A 21,786-nucleotide genomic window follows, 5' to 3' on the forward strand; every position below is an offset into this window, starting at 1 on the left:
TGTTGGCCCGGGGCGGCGGCCGCGCGGTTGTCTGGTGGCACGGCGGGACAGCCCCGACCGGAGGAAGCCAGAGGAGCCACCGTGAACCAGCAGCTCGACGCCCGTACCGTCGTCACCGCCTACGTCACCGCCATCGCCGAGGGCGACCTCGACACCGCGACCGCCTGCTTCGCCGACGACGCCACCTGGGAGTACCCGGGCAACCTGCCGCTGTCGCGGGTCTGGCGCGGCAAGGACGCCATCCTCGGCGACTTCCTCGGCGGGGTGCGCACCCTGTTCGCCCCCGACACCCCGCTGGAGGTGACGCTCACCCAGGTCCTCGCGGACGGCCCGAAGGCCGTCGCCGAGTGGACCGCCAAGGGGACGGCCGCGAACGGCGGCGCGTACGAGAACCACTGCGCGGCCGTGTTCACCGTCGAGAACGGGCTGATCACCGCCGTCCGGGAGTACCTCGACACCGACCACGTCGCGCGGACGCTGTTCGCCTGAACGCACGTCGATCGCCCTCCCTGCCCGTGGTGCGCGGCTCGACCGCCGTCCTCGCCCCGCGCACACCGCGCACACCGCGCACAGCGCCGAGGTGCGTGAGAACGGTCATCGCCCACCCCGGACCGTCGTGCGGTCCGCCGCGACTTCTGCCGTGGCTCGCGCCGCGAGGTCCTCCGCCCGGTACCGGCCGGAGGGGACGCGGTCGCGGAGCAGGGCGAACAGGACGGAAGCGACCTCCTCGGGCAGCGGCTCGCCGGAGATGTCCTCGCCGGGGCTCGCCTGCTGGAGCATTCGGGTCCGCATGCTGCCCGGGTCGACCGCCCAGACCCTCAACTCCTGCTCCTCGCGGGCGAGTACGGCGGTGGCGAGGTCGAGCGCGGCCTTGCTCGCGCCGTAGCCGCCCCAGCCGACGTACGGCACGACGGCCGCCTCCGAGCTGATGTTGAGCACCGCGCCGGCATGGGCGCGCAGCTGCGGCAGGACGAGCTGGGTGAGCGCGATCGGGGCGAGGGCGTTGACCTCGAAGGTCTCCAGGAGCGCGGGCAGCGGGGCGTCCGCGAGCCGGGGCAGTGGTTCGGCGGTGGCGTCGTCGGTGCCGTTGAGGGTGCCGGCGTTGTTGACCAGGAGGCTCGCGCCGCCGAGCCCGGCGGACGCCAGGGCGAGGCGGGCGCGGTGGTCGTCGTCCACGATCGAGCCGGGCAGCGCGACGACCTTGGTGACGGCGCCCAGCCGCGCCTCGGCAGTGGCGAGTCCGGCGGCGCCGCGGGCGGTGATCACCAGCTGCCACCCGTCGGCGGCGAGGGCCTCGGCGAGGGCCAGCCCGAGGCCGTGGGAGGCCCCGGTGACGACGGCGACGGGGGCCGTGGGGGCGATGGGCTGTACTGCGTTCATGCCCCCCACGATCGCGCTGCGGGGTCGGGCAGCGGATCGGCCACCGGGCCGGGGGCGCCGTCGTTCGTTGGACCTAGGACGGACGCGCCGAGAACCCAGCCCTCCGGGTCACTCCCTCCGGCAACGCCGTACCGTCGACGCAGCCTTTCGGCTGATGGGACTGCTGCTCCATACAGGTGGGGACAGCCGCAGAGAGGGACGCTCCGGCTCCGACCGATGGAATCCGGGCAGCACCCCGGAGGGAACGGCGCGCCCATCCAGGTGAAGGAAGGCAAACCGAGCGCTCCGCCCGCCACCGGCACTGATCAGCACGGATGAATTACCGGCGGTCCCGCACCTCCACCGGTGTGTGCGGGCGACCGATCGGGTACCGCTGCTCCGTCCGTTCCGTCCGCCTTCCAATCCAGCCCGCACAGCCCAGACCTGGAGGTCCGCATGTCCACCGACTCCAGCGCCCGGAACTGCCCGTTCGACTTCGCCGAGGCCCTCGACTTCGACCCGACGCTCCGGCAGCTCATGAACGAGGCACCGGTCAGCCGCATCCGCCTTCCCTACGGCAAGGAGGAGGCGTGGCTCGTCACGGGGTACGACGACGTGCGCACGGTGACCACTGACCGGCGTTTCAGCCGCCACGCCATCGTCGGCCGGGACTTCCCGCGCATGACTCCCGAGCCGATCGTCCAGGCCGAGGCGATCAACGTCATGGACCCGCCCGCCAGCGCCCGCCTGCGCAGCCTGGTGTCCAAGGGCTTCACACCCGACCACATCGAGCGGATGAGGGACCGTACCCAGCTCGTGGTGAACGAGCTGCTGGACCGCATGCAGGACCAGGGTCCCCCGGCCGACCTCATGGAGCACCTGGCCCACCCGCTCCCGTTGATCACGATCTGCGAGGTTCTGGAGATCCCCGAGGCCGACAGCGCGCAACTGCGCGCCAACGCCCGGACGATGATGAACGTGGGCCTGGACAACAAGCCGGACGCGGTACGGGCCAAGGCCGACCTGCGGGCGTACTTCGCCGAGCTGACGGCCGAGCGGCGCAGGAACCCCGGCGACGACCTGATCAGCGCGCTGGCCACGGCCCGCGACGGCGACGAGGTCCTCGACGAGAAGGAACTCACCGTGATGGCCATGGTCCTGCTGATCACCGGCCAGGACACCACGACGTACGAGCTCGGCAACCTCTCGTACGCCATCCTCACCCGTCCCGACGTGCGCGCCGCACTGCGCGAGCGGCCCGAGACGCTCACCCAGGTGATCCACGAGCTGCTGCGCTTCATCCCCTTCCGCAAGGGCGTCGGCATCCCCCGGGTGGCCCTCGAGGACGTGGAGCTGAGCGGGGTGACGATCCGGGCGGGGGACATCGTGCACGTCTCCTACCTGACCGCCAACCGGGACGGCCGCAAGTTCGACCGGCCCGACGAGCTGGACCTGGAGCGGACCAGCCCCTCCCACATGACCTTCGGCTGGGGTGCGCACCACTGCCTCGGCGCACCGCTCGCCATCACCGAACTCGAAGTCGCCCTCGGAACACTGCTGGAGCGCTTCCCCAGGATCGCGCTGGCGAAGCCTGCCGCGGAAGTGGCGTGGAACACCACGTCGATCTGGCGCTACCCGCTCGCGCTGCCGGTCACCTGGTGACGGCGGCTGCGGACGGTTGACCCGGCGGCATCGCCGCGCACGTCGGCCCGCACACCTCGGAGTGTGCGGGCCGACGTGCGTGATGGACACACCTTTCGTAGATTGGGCTGACGCGGCCCGAACCAACTCACGGACGGCACGACCGCCCGCACGGCGAGTATCCGATCCTCGCTCTGGCGGATCGTCCGTCACTGTGTTGGGTCCCGCCCGGTGACTCCCGCCGTCGAGCCGTCTCCACGCGTTGGGCTCGCAGCGGCTGCCGTCGAGAGGTGAATCCCCGCCCCGCCAGGGTCGCACCGGGAACACCGCCCGGTCAGGAGGAAGTCCCATGGCAGTTCTGTGCAAACCGGCGATAGCCGTACCCGAGCACGTCATCACCAACGAGGAAACCCTCGAACTGGCGCGCAGGCTCCACCACGACCATCCGCAACTCGAACTGGCGTTACGTCTGATCAAGAACACCGGAGTGCAGACGCGGCATCTGGTCCAGCCCATCGACGTGGTGCTGAAGCACCCGGGGCTGGACGCCCGGAGCGCCATCTTCGAGTCGGAGTCCAAGGCCCGTGTCCCGGCGGTGGTCATCAGGGCCCTCGAACAGGCCCAAGTGGAGCCGTCCCAGATCGACTTGATCGTCTATGTGTCGTGCACCGGTTTCATGATGCCGTCGCTCACCGCATGGCTGATCAACAAACTGGGCTTCCGGCCGGAGACCCGGCAGCTGCCGATCGCCCAACTGGGCTGTGCGGCCGGCGGCGCGGCGGTGAACCGGGCCCATGACTTCTGCTGCGCCTACCCGGGCGCCAGTGTGCTGATCGTGGCCTGCGAGTTCTGCTCGCTGTGCTACCAGCCCACCGACCTGGGCGTGGGCTCGCTCCTGTCCAACGGCCTGTTCGGCGACGGGATCGCCGCCGCCGTGGTCCGGGGCGAGGGCGGGACCGGGATCCGGTTGGAGCGCAACGGCTCGTACCTCATCCCGCACACCGAGGACTGGATCTCCTACGCGGTCCGCTCCACCGGATTCCACTTCCAGCTGGACAAACGGGTGCCAGGGACGATGGAGCCGCTCAGCCCGGCCCTGCGTGCGGTGGCGGAGCAGCACCAGTGGGACGTGGGCGCGCTGGACTTCTACATCGTCCACGCCGGCGGTCCACGGATCCTGGACGACCTGAGCCGCTTCCTGGAGGTGCCGCCCGAGGCGTTCCGCTTCAGCCGGGCCACCCTCACCCAGTACGGCAACATCGCCAGTGCGGTCGTGCTCGACGCCCTGGCCCGGATGTTCGACGAGAAGTCGGCCCTCAACGGCCACCAGGGACTGCTGGCCGGGTTCGGCCCGGGTATCACCGCCGAGATGTCCCTGGGCACCTGGGCGTCGTCCGGTTCCTGACCGGGAAGTCGAGCCGCTCCCCCATCCGATCGTTCGTCCGGCCGCCGGCACACCCCTGTCGGCCGATCCGGGCGGGAGCCGTCACCCGCACGCCGCCGTGGCCACGACGCGGGGACCGGCACCCCTACTTCCCCGGGCTCTGGAGGTGCCTGTGAAAACCGAAGACGCAACCCCCGGGAACCCTGTTCCCCCCGCTGTACCGCGACGGCCACTGCTGGCGGCGGCCGGGCTGATACCGATGCTGGTCGGCCTGGCGGGGGATGCGGCCACGGGGCCGGCCGCAGCCCATGATTCCGGCACCATGGGGCCGGCCCCCATCCCGGTGACCACCAGCGCGGCGGAGTGGGGCGACATCACGCACACCCTCGGCCGACCGGGCAACCTCATCCGCAGCACCTACCACCACACGCCCTTCCCGCGGCACGACCTGCGCGTGGTCAGCCGCGGCGTCGACATCACCCCCGGACTCGCGCTGGGCTCGCACGCCTCCTTCGCCCGGTACGACGACGGCAGCACCCTGATGATGGGCGATCTGGTGGTGACCGGAGACGAGCTGCCGGCGTTCACCGACGCCCTTCAGGCGCAGGGGATCGCCCTGACCGCCATCCACAAACACCTGCCGGCGCAGTCGCCGGACGTCTGGTGGACCCATGTGTGCGCACACGGCCACGACCCCATGGCACTGGCCCAGGGGCTGCGGACCGCGCTCGACCGCACCGGCACTCCACCACCACGCCCGCCCAAAGCGCCCCAGCCCCTCGATCTGGACACCGCCGGCATCGACGCCGCGCTGGGGGCCACGGGCACGAGCGGCGAAGACGTCCATGCGTGCGTCTTCGTCCGCCGCGAGACCCTCGTCGACGAGGGGCACGTCCTGCCACCCGGCCTGGGCGCGACCTCGGCCTTCAACTTCCAGCCGCTCGGCGGGGGACGGGCCGCGCTCAGCGGCGACCTCGCCATGGTCGCCACCGAGGTCCAGGAGGTGCTCGCGCTGTTACGGCAGGGCGGCATCGAACTCGTCGAACTCCACAACCACGGCCTGACGGACGAGCCGCGCCTCTTCTTCACCCACATCTGGGCCCAGGGCGATGCCGTGGACCTGGCCAGATCGGTCCGCCGCGCGGTCGCCGCCACCAATGTCGTGCCGGCCACCACCTGACCGACCGGTGGCGACACCCGGCCCTCCCCCGTCGTGCCCGACGAGTGTCGGGCCCGACGGGCGCGGCCGGACGCCCGGAGCGCGCACCGGGTGCTCGCCCCTGCACGAAGTGGCCGCCGAACGTCCCGGGAACGCGAGTTGCCCCGGGGATGCCGGGGTCCCGGGCAGATGCGGTCGCGATGCAGAGCGCGCGAAGCCCGCTGATACTGAGCCAGCGGGCGGTTACCAAGCGCGGCGCGAGCCGCACGGTCAGCCACCGCCAGGGCCCGCGCGCCGTCGTGTGCGCGGCAGCCACGGGGCGGAGCGGCCGGCGACCACGGCCGGCTACCACCTACCCGGCGACATACCGACCGCCGGGTCCCGGACAGAAAGACCGAGGATGCTGAACCGACGAGACCTCCTCAGGGCCGCCACCATAGGCGGTCCCGCGGCCCTCCTCCCATGGGGCCACGCATCGGGCCGGGCCTGGGCCGGGCCCGTCACACTGCCGGCGACGGCCAGGTCGGAGCCCGGGGGGCGGGCCGCCCGGATCGTCCCCTTCGCGCACGCCATGCGGCTGCCCCCGGTACTGAGTCCGGTGGAGCGGACGGATACCTCGGACCTGTACCGGCTGCGAATGGCCGAGACCCGGGTGGAGGTCGTCAAGGGGCTGCTGACCACCGTCCGGGCCTACGGCGACTGCTTCCCCGGTCCGACCATCCGGGCGGTCAAGGGCCGGGAGGTGGTGATCCAGCAGACCAACGACCTGAGCGTGAACACCTCCGTCCACCTGCACGGCGGCCAGGTGCAGTCGCGGTACGACGGCCTGCCGATGGATGTCATCGAGCCTGGCGGGACCCGCGAGTACCGCTATCTCAACGATCAGGTGGCCGCCTCGCTCTGGTACCACGACCACGCGCACCGGCTGGAGGCCGAGAACGTCTACCGCGGCCTGGCCGGCGCCTACCTGCTCAGCGACCCGCACGAGAGCAGCCTGCCGCTGCCGGGCGGCGAGTTCGACATCCCGCTGCTCATCCGGGACGCCCGGATCGAGACCGACGGCAGGCTGGTCTACACCGACCCGTACGAGTGCCCGCACATGCTGGTCAACGGCAAGGAGCGGCCCTTCTTCGAGGTGGCGGCGCGCAAGTACCGTCTGCGGGTCTTCAACGTCTCGCCCAACCGCCACATATCGCTGCGCTTCGCCGACGGCGAGCCGTTCACCCAGATAGCCTCCGACGGCGGACTGCTCGCCGAGCCGGTGAAGCGGGACGAGCTGACCCTGGCCGGCGCGGAACGCGCCGAGATCGTGGTCGACTTCGCCCGCTACCCGGTCGGCGAATCGGTGGTGCTGGAGAACACGGCCGCGCTGGAGACCGAGCGGCCCGAGGTGCTGCGCTTCGACATCACCCGGACGGCCGAGGACCACAGCCGGATACCGGACGTCCTGGCCACCCTGCCGCCGATCCCGCAGGCGACGGTGCACCGGGAGTTCTGGCTGACGACCTTCCCGGACACCAGGATCAACGGGCGCAAGTACGACCCGGACCGGACCGACGTGCGGACCACCCTCGGCACCAGCGAGATCTGGACGATCCACAACCACCCCACCCAACGGCCGGCCGGGGTCTTCCACGCCCCCCACTCGTTCCACACCCATCTGGTGCGGTTCCGGGTGCTCGACCGTGACGGGGAGCCGGTCGGCCCGGCCGAGGCCGGGCTGAAGGACACCGTCCCGATCTATCCGGGCCAGACCGTCCGGATCGCCATGACCTGGGGCGACTATCCGGGCCAGTACGTCTATCACTGCCACCACATGGTGCACTCCTCGCACGGCCAGATGGGCCGGATCGACGTGCTGCCCGCGGAATCGGAAGGCCCCGGCAAGGAGTCGGACGAGGCCTTCTCCGGCTCGTCCTCGTCCTCGGAGGCCTCCGGGTCCGGATCCAGCCGGTCCGGATCGTCGGCGTCCGGAACCGGTCGGCGGCGACGGCGGCGACGGCACCGTCGGCACCACCGCCACGGGCGCGCCGGCATCCGGGCCTGACACTGTCGGGAGTCCTGGCGTTCGACCACCTGTGATCACGGTCGTGAGCCAGTCTCGCGGGTATCCGGGGCCCGCGAGACTCCCGAGGAGTGCGGGGCCGTGGGCAGTGCTGGGTTCATGCCCCCCACGATCGCGCCACGGGGCCGGGCGGCGGATCGGCCACCGGGCCGGGGCCCGTCGTTCGCCGAACCTAGGACGCGCCGAGAGCCCAACCCTCAGGGTCGGCCCAGGCGGACAGGGTGCGGCGGCTCTCGAAACGGCGCTCGCGGCCGGTCAGCGGGTCGGTGAACTCGACGGCGGCGGCGAGGAGCTGGAGCGGGCGGCGGAAGTCGTCCGGGGCCGGTTCGGGCAGCACCACCGGGTAGACCGGGTCGCCGAGGATCGGCACGCCGAGCCCGCTCATGTGCAGGCGCAGCTGGTGGGTGCGCCCGCTGAGCGGGCGGAGCCGGTAGCGGGCGAGGCCGTCGCGGTGGTCGAGCAGGTCGATCCGGCTCTCGCTGTTCGGCGGGGCGTCGACCTCGCGGGCGGCGATCACCCCGCGTTCCTTGACGATGTGGCTGCGGACGGTGCGCGGCAGGCTCAGCGCCGGATCGTAGGGGGCGATCGCCTGGTACTCCTTGCGGACCAGCCGGTCGTGGAACAGGGTCTGGTAGGCGCCGCGGTCCTCCGGCCTGACCACGAACATGGCCAGGCCGGCGGTGAGCCGGTCGAGCCGGTGGGCAGGGCTGAGCGCGGGCAGGTCGAGGACGTGCCGCAGCCGGGAGAGGGCCGTCTCGGCGACGTGCCTGCCGCGCGGGGTGGTGGCCAGGAAGTGCGGCTTGTCGACGACGACCAGGTGCTCGTCCCGGTGCAGCACCTCCAGGTCGAACGGGACGCGGACCTCGTCCGGCAGGTCCCGGTAGAACCAGAGGTGCGCGCCCGGCCGGAACGGCGCGTCGGGCGCGACCGGACCGTCCTCGCCGACGATCTCCCTCCCGTGCAGCGCCGCGTCGATCCGCGCGGCCGCCACGGCCGGCAGCCTCTCGGCCAGGTAGGCCCGGACGGTCGGCCAGGGGCCCTCGGCCGGCAGCCGCAGGTGCACCGGGTCCACGCCGTTGCGCTGCGGGAGCGGGGAGGCCGGGCGGCGGTTCTTGCGTCTCATCTCGCGGACCAGCCTAGTCGGGTACGGCCGGCCGTCCTCGTCCGAGGTGCCGCCCGCCGGGGGCGCAGAGCAGAGTGGAAGGTAGGCCCGCTCAAGCCGCTCAGCCCTGGAGGACGCGTGACCGCCGACGACGGTCCGGACGGTGTGCCGCCGCTGCACCTGCCGCGACGCACCCGGCTGCTGCTGTGCGGCTCCCTCGCGCTGCTGGTCGGCGCCGTCGTGGCCGATCTGGTGACCGGCCCCGGCACGACGCTCTCCCCCGTCCTCGCGGTGGCGCCGGTGCTGGCCGGAGCGGGCACCCGGACGGCCCGGGTGCCGCTGATCGCCGGCGGGGTCGCCGTCCTCGCGGTCTGGCTGCTGGAGTCCACCAACACCGAGCTGCCGACCGAGGTGCACGTCACCGCGCTGATCACGGTGCTCGCCGCGACGCTGGCCAGCGCCGCCAACGTCGTCCTGGTGGCGGCCCGGGAACGGGAGCTGTTCCAGGTCCGGACGGTGGCCGAGGCGGCCCAGCGGGCCCTGCTGCGCCCGCCGCCGGAGCGGATCGGGCGGCTGCGCGTGGCCGTGCGGTACGTCGCGGCGGCGGCCGAGGCGCGGATCGGCGGGGATCTGTACGCCGTCGTCGAGACCGGATTCGGGGTGCGGATCCTGCTCGGCGACGTACAGGGGCACGGGCTTCCGGCGGTGGAGACGGCGGCGGACGTGCTGGGCGTGTTCCGGGAGGCCGCACGGACCGAGCCCGACCCCACCCGGCTCGCGGCGCGGCTGGACGCGGCGCTCACCGCCCGGCAGGAGGACGGACGGTTCGCCACCGCGCTGCTGCTGGACGTGCCACCGGACCGGGGACCGGTGACGATCGTGAACTGCGGCCATCCGCACCCGCTGCTGCGCCGCGCGGGCCGTGTGAGCGAGCTGGAGCCGCCGTTCCCGGCGCCGCCGCTGGGCCTGCTCGGGCTGACCGGCGACCACTACCCGGCGGGCCGCTTCGAGCCGGGGCCCGGTGACCTGCTGCTCCTGCACACCGACGGCGTGTCCGAGGCCCGGGACGCCGGGGGCCGGTTCTACCCGCTTGCGGAACGCCTGTCCGGCCTGTACGCGGGCAGCCCGGCAGACCTGTTGGACGCGCTGCTCGCGGACGTCGACGACTGGGTCGGCGCCGCCGGGCTGGCCGACGACGCCGCCCTGCTCGCGCTCCGCTGGGAGCCGTGAGCGACGGCTGCGGGCATCGATGTCAGTGCCGTGTGCAAGGCTCTGATCGCGGTCGACGGGGTGTCAGCCGCGGAGACGATCGTCGGCGGGAGAGGGCCATGGGGCACAGGGCGAGCGGGGCGTTCGAGCTGACCGCCTTCGAGCCGGTGGAGACGGAGGAGCGGGCGGGCGCGGCGTTCGGCCGGATCCGGATCGCCAAGACGTTCACGGGCGGTATCACCGGCACGAGCGAGGTGCGGATGACGTCCGTCGGGGACACCGCGGGTGCTCCGGCGTCGTACGTCGCGGTGGAGCACGTGACGGGCGAACTGGACGGGCGGAAGGGCTCGTTCGTGCTCCAGCACGCGGCGTGGGACACCACCGGCGTGACGATACGCGTCGTCCCGGGCACCGGCTCGGGCGAGTTGGCCGGGCTCACCGGGGAGTTCCACCTGACCGTCGGCGAGGACGGCTCGCACACCTACGTCCTGGAGTACGAGCTGGGCTGACGGCCGCGGTCCCCCGGTCGGCTGCGCGCCGCGCGCACCGGGCGGCCGTACGCGCTGCCACGATGATGCGATCAGTGCACGATCGACATCGGAGGGTGGCCCATGCCCGGTGCGGCGGACGGCACGGCGGTGGACGACGCAACGGTCGACGGTGTGGTCGCCCGGCTGCGGGCGCTCGGGGCGGGGCTGCCGCCGGAGGACGGGGTGGCGGTGTTCAACCGGGCCTACCTCACCGTCACGGAGGCCGTCCGGGAGCGGCTCGGCGGCCCGTACTTCGCCGATCCGGCGGCGGTGGCCGAGCTGGACGTGGTGTTCGCGGGGCGCTACCTGCTCGCGGTGGCGGCCGACGCCGCCGGGCAGGAGCCGCCCGCCTGCTGGCGGCCGCTGTTCGAGCTGCGCGCCCACACCGGGGTGCACCCGGTGCAGTTCGCACTGGCCGGGATGAACGCGCACATCCAGCACGACCTCCCGCTGGCCGTCCTCGACACGTGCGGACGGCTCGGCTGCGAGCCGGACGACGTCGAGGAGGACTACCACCGGGTCAACGGGGTGCTCGCCGAGGTGGAGGCCGCCGTCCGGGAGCAACTGCTGCCCGGGCCCGGGCTGCCGGAGCCGGCGGAGCCGCTCGCGCACCTGCTGGGTGCCTGGTCGGTGGACGCCGCCCGCGAGGCGGCCTGGTCGGCCGTGCGGGCCCTGTGGGAGCTGCGCCGGATGCCGTGCGCCGCGCACGCCTTCGCCACCGCGCTGGACGGCTCGGTCGGGCTGCTCGGCCGCGCGCTCCTGCTGCCGCTCGGGCTCCACCATGACGCGGGGGCGCGAACGGCCGCCGGCCGGCTCCCCGAAGCGAGGAACCGGCCGGCAGGCGCGATCGACGCGGGCGGTCGGGCCCGGCCGGATCAGGCCCAGCTGGAGTGCAGCGGCTTGCCCTCGGCGTAGCCGGCCGCGCTCTGGACGCCGACGATCGCCTTCTCGTGGAACTCCTCCAGCGTGCTGGCACCGGCGTAGGTGCAGGAGCTGCGCACGCCGGCCACGATCGAGTCGATCAGGTCCTCGACGCCCGGGCGGGCCGGGTCGAGGAACATCCGGGAGTGCGAGATGCCCTCCTCGAACAGCGCCTTGCGGGCCCGGTCGTAGGTGGAGTCCTGGGCGGTGCGGTTGCTCACGGCGCGGGCCGAGGCCATGCCGAAGCTCTCCTTGTACTGGCGGCCGTCGGCGGCGGTCTGCAGGTCGCCCGGGGACTCGTAGGTGCCGGCGAACCAGGAGCCGATCATCACGTTGGACGCGCCGGCGGCCAGCGCCATGGCGACGTCGCGCGGGTGGCGGACGCCGCCGTCGGCCCACACGTGCTTGCCGAGCCGGCGCGCCTCGGCGGCGCACTCCAGGACGGCGGAGAACTGCGGGCGGCCGACGCCGGTCATCATGCGGGTGGTGCACATGGCGCCCGGGCCGACACCGACCTTGAGGATGTCGGCGCCCGCCTCGACCAGGTCGCGGACACCGGCGGCGGAGACGACGTTGCCGGCCACGATCGGGACCTGCGGGTCCAGGCCGCGCACGGCGCGCAGCGCGCTGATCATGTTCTCCTGGTGGCCGTGCGCGGTGTCGACCACCAGCACGTCGGCGCCGGCGTCGAGGAGGGCCTTGGCCTTGCCGGCCACGTCGCCGTTGATGCCGACGGTGGCGGCGATCCGCAGCTTGCCGGCGGCGTCGACGGCCGGGGTGTACAGGGTGGCGCGCAGCGCGCCCTTGCGGGTGAGGATGCCGACGAGGCGGCCCTCGGCGTCGACGACCGGGGCGAGCTTGCGGTGCGCCCCGGAGAGCTTGTCGAACGCGGCGCGCGGGTCGACGTTCTCGTCGAGCACGAGCAGGTCGCGGGACATGATGTCGGCGAGGCTGGTGAAGCGGTCGACGCCCTGGCAGTCGGACTCGGCGACGACGCCGACCGGCTTGCCGTCCTCGACGACGACGAGGGCGCCGTGCGCGCGCTTGGGCAGCAGGGACAGGGCCTCGGCGACGGTGGCGCCGGGGGCGAGGGTGATCGGGGTGTCGAACACCAGGTGGCGCTGCTTGACCCAGGAGATGACCTCGGCGATGACCTCGGTGGGGATGTCCTGCGGGATGGCGACCAGGCCGCCGCGGCGGGCGACGGTCTCGGCCATCCGGCGGCCCGCGATGGCGGTCATGTTGGCGACGACCAGCGGGATGGTGGTGCCGGTGCCGTCGTTGGAGGAGAGGTCGACGCCCTGCCGGGAGCCCACGGCGGAACGGCTGGGGACCATGAAGACGTCGTCGTACGTCAGGTCGTACGAGGGCTTGAGGTCGTTCAGGAAGCGCATGAAGGGGGGCTCTCTGGCTGGGAGAAATTACACCTCGGGTGCGGTTGCGGCGATGCCGCCAGGGCGCACTCGGGCGCCCGGCACCCAACGTTCGATTCTCCGGGACGGTCGGGACAAAAGCCAGTTCGAGGACGATTGCTGGCACTGTGCACAAACCAAGATCAGTCCTCCGCGCGTAGACTTGGATGATCATCCAAAGGGTCGACTTTTCGCCCCGGCGGGGCCCGCTCCCGTAGCATTCACGCGGTAACGGCGAGGCGATACGGGAAGCGGCAGCAGGCATGACGGCGGGCACGGACATCACGCAGGACCAGGGTCGGGACGAGGGCGCCGAGGAGGAGATCGACTACGGTCCCGGCCTCGACCCCGAGCGCCTACGGCTCTGCCTGGAGGTGATCGCCGAGCTGGACGAGCTGCACGTCGACCACCCGGACGCGATCACCGTCCGCAGGGCCGTCGGCGGCATATTCCGCACGCTCAAGCAGCGCCGCCGCCAGGAGACCCGGGCCCGCAAGACCGCCAACGACCGCGCGGTCACCGCCCGCACCGCCACCGGCGCGCCCACCCGGATCGACGACGAGACGGCCGGTGCGTTCGGTCTCACCACCGTCACCACCACCGAGATCGCGGGCATCCTGGAGCGGCCCCGCTCCTGCTACACCTGCAAGAAGCGGTACGTCGAGGTCGACGCGTTCTACCACAACCTGTGCCAGCCCTGCGCGACGCTCAACCGGACCCGCCGGGACGCCCGCGCCGACCTCACCGGCAAGCGCGCGCTGCTCACCGGCGGCCGGGCCAAGATCGGCATGTACATCGCGCTGATGCTGCTGCGCGACGGCGCCCACACCACGATCACCACCCGCTTCCCGAACGACGCGATCCGCCGCTTCACGGCGATGCCGGACAGTGCCGAGTGGATCCACCGCCTCAAGGTCGTCGGGATCGACCTGCGCGACCCGGCCCAGGTCATGGCGCTCGCCGACGAGGTCGCCGCCGACGGCCCGCTGGACATCCTGATCAACAACGCCGCGCAGACCGTCCGCCGCCCGCCGGAGTCCTACCGCGAGCTGATCGCCGCCGAGTCCGCGCCGCTGCCGGCCGGCGAGCTGCCGCAGTCCACCACGATCGGCCGCTTCGGCAGCGGCAGCGTCGACCTGCCCGCGCTCCCCCACCAGGCGGGCGGCGAGCACCGGATGGCCGCCGAGGACGTCACCTCGCTCGCGCTCGTCACCGGCTCGGCGACGCCCGCCCGGATCGAGGCCGGCACCGCGATCGACGCCGGCGGCCTGGTGCCCGACCTCGCCGACACGAACAGCTGGGTGCAGACCGTCTCGGAGGTCGGCCCGGTGGAGCTGCTGGAGGTGCAGCTCTGCAACTCCACCGCGCCGTTCATCCTGATCAGCCGCCTGCGCCCGGCGATGGCCGCGTCCTCGTCCCGCCGCAAGTACGTGGTGAACGTGTCCGCGATGGAGGGCGTCTTCTCCCGCGGCTACAAGGGCGCCGGCCACCCGCACACCAACATGGCCAAGGCCGCGCTCAACATGCTGACCCGCACGAGCGCGCAGGAGATGTTCCAGAGCGACGGCATCCTGATGACCGCCGTCGACACCGGCTGGATCACCGACGAGCGCCCGCACCCGGACAAGATGCGTCTGGCCGACGAGGGCTTCCACGCCCCGCTCGACCTGGTCGACGGCGCGGCCCGGGTGTACGACCCGATCGTGCGCGGTGAGCAGGGCGAGGACCTGTACGGCTGCTTCCTCAAGGACTACGAGCGCGCCAACTGGTAAGCCCCCGAAGGAGACCGCGAGTTGACCTCCGCACCGACCGCGCCCACCACAACGGCCGCGCCGATGCTCGGCGCCGGCGTCATCGTGCCCACCGGGGACGGCCGGGTGCTGATCGGCCGCCGCACGACCGCCGGCGAGCCGCCCACCTGGAGCCTGCCGGGCGGGAAGGTGGACGGCCCCGGCGAGTCCTTCGAGCAGGCGGCGGCGCGCGAACTCGCCGAGGAGACCGGCATCGTGCTGCCGGCCGACGAGATGCGGGTGCTCGCCGTGCTGCTCGACCACGAGCTCGGTCGGCCCCGGCTGACCGCCGCCGTGCTCGCGCCGCCGAGCGTCGCCGAGGCGGTGGTCACCGAGCCGCACGCGTGCGGGGGCTGGGAGCGCTTTCCGGTGGACGCCCTGCCGGAGCCGATGTTCTACCCGTCCGCGCTCGTCCTCGGTGCGTGGCTGCCGGGCACGGACGTGGTGCACCGGCCGGGGACGCACGCGTACCGGATCGGTTGAAACGCCGGTGTCCCGGGGCTCCCCTGCTGCCCCGGGACACCTTTCGACAGAAGCCGGTTGACGGTCCGTCAGCCGTTGCGCGCGGCCTCGGGGCCGGTGATCCGCCGCAGCAGCGGCAGCGTCGAGGCGATGATGCCGAGCGAGGCGAGCAGGCCGAAGGCCGTCAGCCCGTAGTAGAGCGCGCCCGGCGACACCAGGTCGTACTCCATCTGCGACTTGAGGAACATGGCCGCCGCCGCGAAGCCCGTCCCGATCGCGATCGCGGCGACCAGCAGCAGCGGCATCGCGCTCTCCAGCCCGATCACCCGTTGCAGCAGCCGCAGCGGCGCCCCGGTCAGCCGCAGGATCGCGAACGGCCGCCTGCGGTCGGAGAGTCCGGCGACCACGCTCACCGCGAGGCTGCACCCGGCGATCGGCAGGGTGGTCAGCAGGACGACGTTCGCGAGCTGGCGCCAGCCCTGGAGCTGCTGCTGCGACATGGTGCCCCAGTCGGCGGCCATCCGGGCCTCGTACGTCGGGTAGGCCTTGGTGAAGAGGGTTCGCAGTTGCTCCATCGCCGCCGACGAGCCGTCGGTGGTCGTGTAGATCAGCCGCACCGGCAGCGCGGCGGCCTCCTGGGCGGAGACCGGGGCGGCCGGCCACTCCCGGGAACTCGCCTCCCGCAGGTCGACGAACTGCCAGAGCGGGACGAGGGCGACGGCCGCGCCCGGCGCGCAGTGACCGATCACCGGGACCTGCGCCAGCTCCGAGCAGAGCACCAGTGCGGGCGCGGGCATGGGGTCGGGCCCGTGGAACTCCCTGCCGAACCCGGCCGGGTTGTCGCGCGCCAGCGCCAGTCCGCGAAAGCCGGGCACGGCCCGGGCGGAAGCCAGGAGGCCATCGGGCACGGCACCCATCGGGTCCGAGCGGAACAGATCGAACGACGGGGCGTGGACGACGGACTTGCGCACCTCCGGATCCCCGCTCAGCGCGCCGCGGTTGGCGTTGATCGTGCCGATGATGCTCACCGTCGCGGTGACCACGAACAGCGCCAGCACCAGGCCCGCCACCGAGCGGAACCCGGCCTTCGGGTCGTCAGCGAGTCGGCGCACGGCGATGAGCGCCGCCGGACGGCTGGTCCGCCGGGCCACTCCCCGGGCGGCGACCATCGTCAGCCACGGACCGGCGATCACGAGACCGAGCATCACCAGCAGGAAGCCGGTCAGGTAGGCCGCCGACTGGCCGTTGGAGGTCGGCGGACGGTTGTCGACGAAGTAGCCGAGCTCACCGAGCCCCGCCAGCAGCGGGACCACCCGCCAGGCGCGCGGCGGCCGCGGCGTCACCCGGCGGGAGACGCCCAGCGGCGAGATCGTGACCCGCCGCAGCGCGAACCGCGCGGCGAGCGCCGCCGCGACCGGCACTCCCACCAGGGCACCGAGCACCTGCGGGGCGGTCAGGGTCAGGTCGGCGGTGAAGAACCGGCTCCCGGTGAACGGGACGGTGGCCACCAGCGGGCGCAGCGCGGCGTAGAGGCCGAAGCCGACGGCCGTGCCGGCCACCGACGCCACCGTGGACTCGACCGCCGAGATCACCGAGACCTGCCGCGGTGTCGCGCCCACCAGTCGCATCGCGGCGAAGCGCTGCTCACGGGTGGCGGCCGACAGCCGGGTCGCGGTGCCGATGAAGATCAGCACCGGGAAGATCAGCGCCCCGGCCACCACGGTGAGGATGAGCGTCATCGCGTCGCCGCGCACGCCGTGGCCGAAGCAGTCGTTGTCGCACTCGGCGGGCAGGGCGGTGGCGATCGTCGTGATCTGCCGGGCGCGCGGCCCGGCCCTGACCTCGTCGGCCGTGCGGCCGATGACCACCGACAGGCTGTCCGGGGAAGGCAGTGCGGCGTCGCCCAGGGTGCCGGCGAGCCGGCCGGGGAAGCGGTCACCCAGCTGGACTGCCGGGACGTCGCGCAGCAGCTTCTCCAGCGCGGGCGAGGCGTCGTACTCGCCGGGGGCCGGCAGCCTGGTCAGGCCCGGCGGGACGGGCGAGGTGGGCCCGGTCGGGGCGACCTCGACCTCGAAGACCTCCTTGCCGTCGTAGAAGTCGCCGTGCGCGTACCACCAGAGCGGGTCGACGGCGGCGGGCGCCTCGGTGCGACTCTTGGCGCCCGAATTCATCCACAGCTGGCGCTCGTTGGCCCGGCCGATCGCGTTGACGCTCGCGAACGTGGAGAGCAGCAGCCCGACGCCGATCGCGACGGCCGCCGCGATCATCGCCAGCCGGGCCAGCGCCTCCCGGCCGCCGCTGACGGCCAGGCGGAGCGAGAAGGCGATCACGGCGCCACCGGTCCCGCCGAGAGCACCCGGGCCTGGCCGTCGCGGACGATCGCCTCGCGGTCGGCGTAGGCGGCGACCCGGGGCTCGTGGGTGACCAGGACGACGGTCGTGCCCTGCTCGCGGGCCGAGGCGACCATCAGGTCCATCACCTGCTCGCCGGTCAGCGAGTCCAGGGCGCCGGTCGGCTCGTCCGCGAACAGGACCTGTGGACGGGCCACCAGGCCGCGGGCGAGGGCGACGCGCTGCGCCTGACCGCCCGACAGCTCGCCGGAGCGGCGCTTCTCCATGCCGTCCAGGCCGAGCCGGGCGAACCACGGCCGGGCGTCGGCCAGCGCGGCGGCGCGGCGCACGCCGTTCAGCAGCAGCGGCAGGGCGACGTTCTCCTCGGCCGTCAACTCCGGTACCAGCTGGCCGAACTGGAACACGAAGCCGAACCGGTCCCGGCGCAGGGCACTGCGCCGGGCCTCGGCCATGGTGTCGATCCGCTGCCCGTCGAAGTGCACCTCGCCCGAGTCGGGCACCAGGATGCCGGCCAGGCAGTGCAATAAGGTCGACTTGCCGGAGCCGCTCGGGCCCATGATGGCCAGCACCTCGCCGGCCTCGACCGACAGGCTGGCCCCGCGCAGGGCGGGGGTCTCGCCGAAGGCGAGGGCGAGGTCGCGGGCCTCGATCACGGCGGTCACGGGCGCACCTCCGCGGCCAGCGCGTCCAGGCGGGCGGCGGTGAGGTCGATCCAGCGCAGGTCCGCGTCCAGGTGGAACAGGCCGTGGTCGGCGAGCAGGGCGTCCACCAGGGCGCCGGTGCGGCGCAGTTCGGTGAGTTCGCGCATCCGGCGCAGGTGGGCGGCGCGCTGGGTGTCCAGGTACTCCTGGGCGTCGCGGCCGAGCATCAGGGCCAGCACGACCTTGGTGAACAGCGTGCTCTGCAGGTTGGGTTCGGGCGCGACGGGCTCCCTGAGCCAGGTCTCGAACTCCGTCACCCCCGCCTCGGTGATCACGTAGCGCTTGCGCTCGGGGCCGTCGCCGGGCTCCGCCTCGCCCGCGACCACCTTGCCGTCGCGGGCGAGGCGGCCGAGCGTGGCGTAGACCTGGCCGTACGGGAGGGGCTTGCCGCGGCCGAAGAGGGCGTCGTAGTCGCGCTTGAGGTCATAGCCGTGGCTCGGCTCCCGTTCCAGGAGCCCGAGCAGGGTCAAGGGAACACTCATGGGGAGGAGCATACCCCACGCGTATACTCCGAGTGTATATCTGGCGAGAATAAGGCTCTGACCTGGCAAGACGACAGGACTGCGCACACGGCAAGCAGGGGGCGGGCCCCACACCCGCCCCCTGCCGCACACCGCGGCCCGGGCGACCCCCACAGCAGACCGGGCCGGGCCGCGCCCAGGCACGGGAGGCGCGGCCGGGACCAAGCCTGCCCCACCCGCGTCGGCCTGCCGAGGGCCGAACGTCCCGGTTCGGCGGCCACCCGTCCCGGTCGCGCGAACCCGCACCGCTCTTGTGCGCGCGTGGCCGCCGGGTGGACATTGGGTGGCGGAACACGAGTCACCGTCGCACTCCCCCAACGCCTTTGAGGAGCCGTCATCGTGTCCAGCAGCCCTCGCCCGGCCCGGCCCGCGTCGTTCCCGCGACAGGCCGGGCGCCAACTGCGGCGGGCCCTCGGCGGACGGCACGAACCGCTGGCCCGGTCCGTGGACCGCGGACGGGCCCGGGCCTGGGCCCTCGCCACCCTGGGACTGCTGCTCTCCCTCGCCCTCGCCACCGGCGGCGCCCTGCTCAGCTACCGCGCCGCCGCACCCCAGGCCTCCGCCGAGCGCGGACGGCTCCACCAGGTCGACGCCGTGGTGCTCGGCCCGCCCCGGCACGGCTCCGCCGGCGGCCGGCTCACCGGCGGGTACGAGAGCCGCGACGAGGCCGAGGCCACCTGGACGTACCCCGACGGGCGGGCGCACACCGGCACCGTCCCGGCACCCTGGACGGCCACCGCCGGCAGCGCCGTCCGCATCTGGGTCGACTCCGGCGGCGCCGTCGTCACTCCCCCGCTCGACCGCGCAGCCGTCGCCGTCTCCGCCGCCTGCACCGGCGTCGGCGCACTGCTCGCCCTCCTCGCGCTGCTCGTCGTCGCGCTCCGGCTCCGGCTCCGGGTGCTCGACCGGCGGTCCGACGAATCCTGGACGCGCGCCTGGGCCCGGCTCGAACCGCTCTGGAGCGGACGCGCCGGCCATCGGCAGGACGACTGAAACCAGCGACGACCGATGCGCGTCTCCTCCGACAGCCAATCGCACCCGGGGGACCGCACATGACCAACCGTCGCACCGCCCTGACCACCGCCGTGCTCGCGCTCGGCCTGGCCGCACTCGTCACCGCCTGCGGGCCCGACGACCCCGACCCCGCACCCGCGGCAGCCTCCCCCGCGCCCACCACGGCCGCCGCCGCCACCCCCACACCCGCCCCCACGGCGAGCGCGGCGCCGGCCACGCCCGCGCCGACCGCCTCGCAGGCGGGCAAGCCCTGCCACCAGGACCCGGCCCGGCCGGAGTTCGCCAAGCTCAACTCCGCGGCCACCGCGGGCGGGGTGACCAAGGTCAACGTGACCCCGGTGAGCTGCTCGTACCACGAGCCCAACGATGAGAACGTCGAGTACACGCCCACGGGCGACGCCACGAGCTACGCGCTGGCGAAGAACGCGGTGGTGCAGGTGGTGGAGTTCAGCGGCAAGGGCACGAAGGAACGCACGATCACGCCGGCGGAGCTGGCGACGTACAAGCTGGCGAGCACGCCGTACTTCACGATCCACCGGGACGCGCAGGGAAAGGTGACGGCGATGAGCGAGATCTACCACCCGTAGCGGCCACCACCCTTGGCAGCCACCACCCGTAGCGGCGTCCGCCCGTAACGCTACGCCCCGCCGGGGTGCGCCCACGGCGGGGTCGTGCGGGAGGAGCGGTGGAGGAGGGCCGCGACCGTGATCAGCAGGGCCGAGGCCAGGGCCAGCGCGGCCGGGACGTTCGCGTGGAGGACGAGCACGGCGCCCAGCAGGGCTCCGGTGAACATCCAGACCGCGGAGGCCAGCCGCCGGGGGCCGGAGCGGTCGGCGGCGAGGGCGGTGATCGTCATGGTCAGCACCGTCGTCGTCAGGTCGGGCACCTTGAGTGCGCGGACCACCGCGTTCTGGCCGCCCATCGCCAGGCCGAGCAGCCCGATCAGCGGGTAGCGGGCCGGGTCGGCGGTGTGCCCGGCGGTCGCCGCCAGGACGGTGCTCGCGACCACGAGCGCCGCCTGGACCACGACCGCCGCCCGCAGCAGCCGCCCCCGGTGCTCGGGCAGGCGTTCGGCGAGGTGCCCGCCGGCCAGGGCGCCGACGAGGAAGGCGGCGAGGGCGGCGAGCGAGGCGGTCGCGGAGAGGTTGGCGGCGCCGGCCAGGGCGAAGGCGAGGAACACCACGTTGCCGGTCATGTTGGCGACGAAGACGTGCCCGAGTGCGAGGTAGCTGACCGCGTCCACCAGGCCGGTGACGACGGTGAGCACCAGCAGCAGCGGCACGAGGGGCCCGTGCCTGGGGTCGGGGGTGAGCATCGGGCCTCCCGGCCGGTTCGCGTGGCGGTCGTTCGTGTGACGGTCCTTCCGTTCTACTCCCTCACGCGAGCGCCGGGGCGCTCGGGTCGTCGGATTCGTCCTCCACGTGCCAGTGGAGGTCGCGGACGCCCGGTTCGAGGGAGAGCCGGGTGACGACCTGTTCCAGCGCGGGGGCGACCTGGCCGGTGATGGCGACGGTCGCGCGCAGGCTGGTGGCCTCACCGTGGTCGGCGCGGCGGGCGCGCAGGCCGGTGGGGGTGAGCCCGGAGGCGGCGAGGGACTGGAGCAGCAGCGCCCGGATGTGCGTCTCGGCCTTGCGGTCGCACTCCAGGTGGACGGTGGCGCGGCTGGTGGAGTCCGGGTCGTTGCCGGACTGCGGGGCGCGGTCGAGCAGTCGGCCGGCCGGGCGCAGCACGAGGTGGACGGCGAGCACGGCGAGCGTGCCGAAGACGGCGAGTTGGAGCTTGCCGGAGGCGGCGAGCACTCCGACGGCGGCCGAACACCACAGCGTGGCGGCTGTGTTGAGGCCGCGGACGCCGGCGCCGTCACGCAGGATGACGCCACCGCCGAGGAAGCCGATGCCGGAGACGACGTAGGAGGCGACCCGGGTGGGGCTGCCGGTGTCGCCGACGGCCTCGCTGTAGAGGACGAACAGGGTGGCGCCGGCGGCGACCAGGGCGTTGGTGCGCAGGCCGGCCATCCGGGCCCGCCACTGGCGCTCGACGCCGATCAGGGCGCCGCAGGCGACGCCGGTGGCCAGCCGGACCGGGAAGTCGACGGTGGTCAGGGTGTGCACGGCGGCACCTCCTCCACGGGGGAATCGGGGCTGGGGAATCGGGGCTGGGGACAG

General features: G+C 73.4%; 20 protein-coding genes. 12 read left to right on the plus strand and 8 right to left on the minus strand.

Translation table 11 applies throughout. The features are described 5' to 3' along the window. Nucleotides 1-81: 81 nt before the first annotated feature. Nucleotides 82-489, plus strand: coding sequence for a nuclear transport factor 2 family protein (locus tag ACWCXH_RS28440; RefSeq protein ID WP_449804326.1), 408 nt, complete (start codon nt 82-84; stop codon nt 487-489). A gap of 105 nt (nt 490-594) precedes the next feature. Here ACWCXH_RS28440 and ACWCXH_RS28445 read toward each other — a convergent pair whose 3' ends face one another. After that, nucleotides 595-1,380: an SDR family NAD(P)-dependent oxidoreductase gene (locus ACWCXH_RS28445; RefSeq protein ID WP_449804327.1), complete on the minus strand. Its 786-nt coding sequence runs from the start codon at nt 1,378-1,380 to the stop codon at nt 595-597. 435 nt (nt 1,381-1,815) lie between these two features. Here ACWCXH_RS28445 and ACWCXH_RS28450 point away from each other — a divergent pair, with 435 nt between their 5' ends. From ACWCXH_RS28450 to ACWCXH_RS28465, 4 genes are all read left to right on the plus strand, one after another. Further along, complete coding sequence (locus tag ACWCXH_RS28450) at nt 1,816-3,021, plus strand: cytochrome P450 (protein WP_449804328.1); 1,206 nt, start codon at nt 1,816-1,818, stop codon at nt 3,019-3,021. A 328-nt stretch (nt 3,022-3,349) separates the two neighbouring features. Beyond that, nucleotides 3,350-4,405 carry a type III polyketide synthase gene (locus ACWCXH_RS28455; RefSeq protein WP_449804329.1) on the plus strand — a complete coding sequence of 352 codons (1,056 nt, stop codon included), beginning with the start codon at nt 3,350-3,352 and terminating at the stop codon, nt 4,403-4,405. A gap of 301 nt (nt 4,406-4,706) precedes the next feature. Then, complete coding sequence (locus ACWCXH_RS28460) at nt 4,707-5,564, plus strand: DUF1259 domain-containing protein (RefSeq protein ID WP_449804330.1); 858 nt, start codon at nt 4,707-4,709, stop codon at nt 5,562-5,564. A gap of 577 nt (nt 5,565-6,141) precedes the next feature. Then, entirely contained in the window at nt 6,142-7,590 is a 1,449-nt protein-coding gene (locus ACWCXH_RS28465) for a multicopper oxidase family protein (protein ID WP_449804331.1), read from the plus strand. 190 nt (nt 7,591-7,780) lie between these two features. Here the strand turns inward: ACWCXH_RS28465 and ACWCXH_RS28470 are convergent, their stop codons facing one another. Beyond that, the gene (locus ACWCXH_RS28470) at nt 7,781-8,731 is read right to left on the minus strand and encodes an RluA family pseudouridine synthase (RefSeq protein WP_449804332.1); all 951 of its coding nucleotides are present in this window, start codon (nt 8,729-8,731) and stop codon (nt 7,781-7,783) included. A 117-nt stretch (nt 8,732-8,848) separates the two neighbouring features. On the opposite strand from ACWCXH_RS28470, the gene ACWCXH_RS28475 reads away from it, so the two are divergent. The 3 genes from ACWCXH_RS28475 to ACWCXH_RS28485 all read left to right on the plus strand — a co-directional run bounded on the left by ACWCXH_RS28475 (nt 8,849) and on the right by ACWCXH_RS28485 (nt 11,364). Next, nucleotides 8,849-9,940, plus strand: a complete 1,092-nt coding sequence (locus ACWCXH_RS28475; protein WP_449804333.1) for a PP2C family protein-serine/threonine phosphatase — start codon at nt 8,849-8,851, stop codon at nt 9,938-9,940. A 98-nt stretch (nt 9,941-10,038) separates the two neighbouring features. Continuing rightward, nucleotides 10,039-10,428, plus strand: coding sequence for a DUF3224 domain-containing protein (locus tag ACWCXH_RS28480; RefSeq protein WP_449804334.1), 390 nt, complete (start codon nt 10,039-10,041; stop codon nt 10,426-10,428). Between the two features lie 102 nt (nt 10,429-10,530). Then, nucleotides 10,531-11,364, plus strand: coding sequence for a DUF5995 family protein (locus tag ACWCXH_RS28485; protein ID WP_449804335.1), 834 nt, complete (start codon nt 10,531-10,533; stop codon nt 11,362-11,364). On the opposite strand, the gene ACWCXH_RS28490 is transcribed toward ACWCXH_RS28485, so the two are convergent. Then, a complete protein-coding gene (locus tag ACWCXH_RS28490; RefSeq protein ID WP_449804336.1) occupies nt 11,325-12,764 on the minus strand; it encodes a GuaB1 family IMP dehydrogenase-related protein in 1,440 nt (479 codons plus the stop codon). The two genes, ACWCXH_RS28485 and ACWCXH_RS28490, sit on opposite strands and share 40 nt — an antisense overlap. Nucleotides 12,765-13,045: 281 nt before the next feature. Here ACWCXH_RS28490 and ACWCXH_RS28495 point away from each other — a divergent pair, with 281 nt between their 5' ends. Then, entirely contained in the window at nt 13,046-14,554 is a 1,509-nt protein-coding gene (locus tag ACWCXH_RS28495; protein ID WP_449804337.1) for an SDR family NAD(P)-dependent oxidoreductase, read from the plus strand. Between the two features lie 21 nt (nt 14,555-14,575). Further along, entirely contained in the window at nt 14,576-15,055 is a 480-nt protein-coding gene (locus tag ACWCXH_RS28500; protein ID WP_449804338.1) for a nucleotide triphosphate diphosphatase NUDT15, read from the plus strand. Nucleotides 15,056-15,123: 68 nt separating this feature from the next. Here ACWCXH_RS28500 and ACWCXH_RS28505 read toward each other — a convergent pair whose 3' ends face one another. From ACWCXH_RS28505 to ACWCXH_RS28515, 3 genes are read right to left on the minus strand one after another with little or no spacing between them, the layout of a single operon-like run. Next, a complete protein-coding gene (locus ACWCXH_RS28505; protein ID WP_449804339.1) occupies nt 15,124-17,364 on the minus strand; it encodes an FtsX-like permease family protein in 2,241 nt (746 codons plus the stop codon). Beyond that, nucleotides 17,361-18,047 (minus strand): ABC transporter ATP-binding protein, encoded by a 687-nt coding sequence (locus ACWCXH_RS28510; protein ID WP_449804340.1) that lies wholly within the window; start codon nt 18,045-18,047, stop codon nt 17,361-17,363. The genes ACWCXH_RS28505 and ACWCXH_RS28510 overlap by 4 nt, the downstream gene beginning before the upstream one ends. Next, complete coding sequence (locus tag ACWCXH_RS28515; protein WP_449804341.1) at nt 18,044-18,568, minus strand: PadR family transcriptional regulator; 525 nt, start codon at nt 18,566-18,568, stop codon at nt 18,044-18,046. Before ACWCXH_RS28515 ends, ACWCXH_RS28510 begins: the two co-directional genes overlap by 4 nt. Before the next feature lie 378 nt (nt 18,569-18,946). Between ACWCXH_RS28515 and ACWCXH_RS28520 the strand changes: the two genes are divergently transcribed. After that, the gene (locus ACWCXH_RS28520) at nt 18,947-19,600 is read left to right on the plus strand and encodes an Rv1733c family protein (protein WP_449804342.1); all 654 of its coding nucleotides are present in this window, start codon (nt 18,947-18,949) and stop codon (nt 19,598-19,600) included. 59 nt (nt 19,601-19,659) lie between these two features. Then, complete coding sequence (locus ACWCXH_RS28525) at nt 19,660-20,208, plus strand: hypothetical protein (RefSeq protein ID WP_449804343.1); 549 nt, start codon at nt 19,660-19,662, stop codon at nt 20,206-20,208. 50 nt (nt 20,209-20,258) lie between these two features. Here ACWCXH_RS28525 and ACWCXH_RS28530 read toward each other — a convergent pair whose 3' ends face one another. Then, a complete protein-coding gene (locus ACWCXH_RS28530; protein WP_449804344.1) occupies nt 20,259-20,936 on the minus strand; it encodes a YoaK family protein in 678 nt (225 codons plus the stop codon). Between the two features lie 61 nt (nt 20,937-20,997). Then, nucleotides 20,998-21,732, minus strand: coding sequence for an MgtC/SapB family protein (locus ACWCXH_RS28535; protein ID WP_449804345.1), 735 nt, complete (start codon nt 21,730-21,732; stop codon nt 20,998-21,000). Between the last annotated feature and the right edge of the window lie 54 nt (nt 21,733-21,786).

It is taken from the genome of Kitasatospora sp. NPDC001660 (assembly GCF_053596725.1).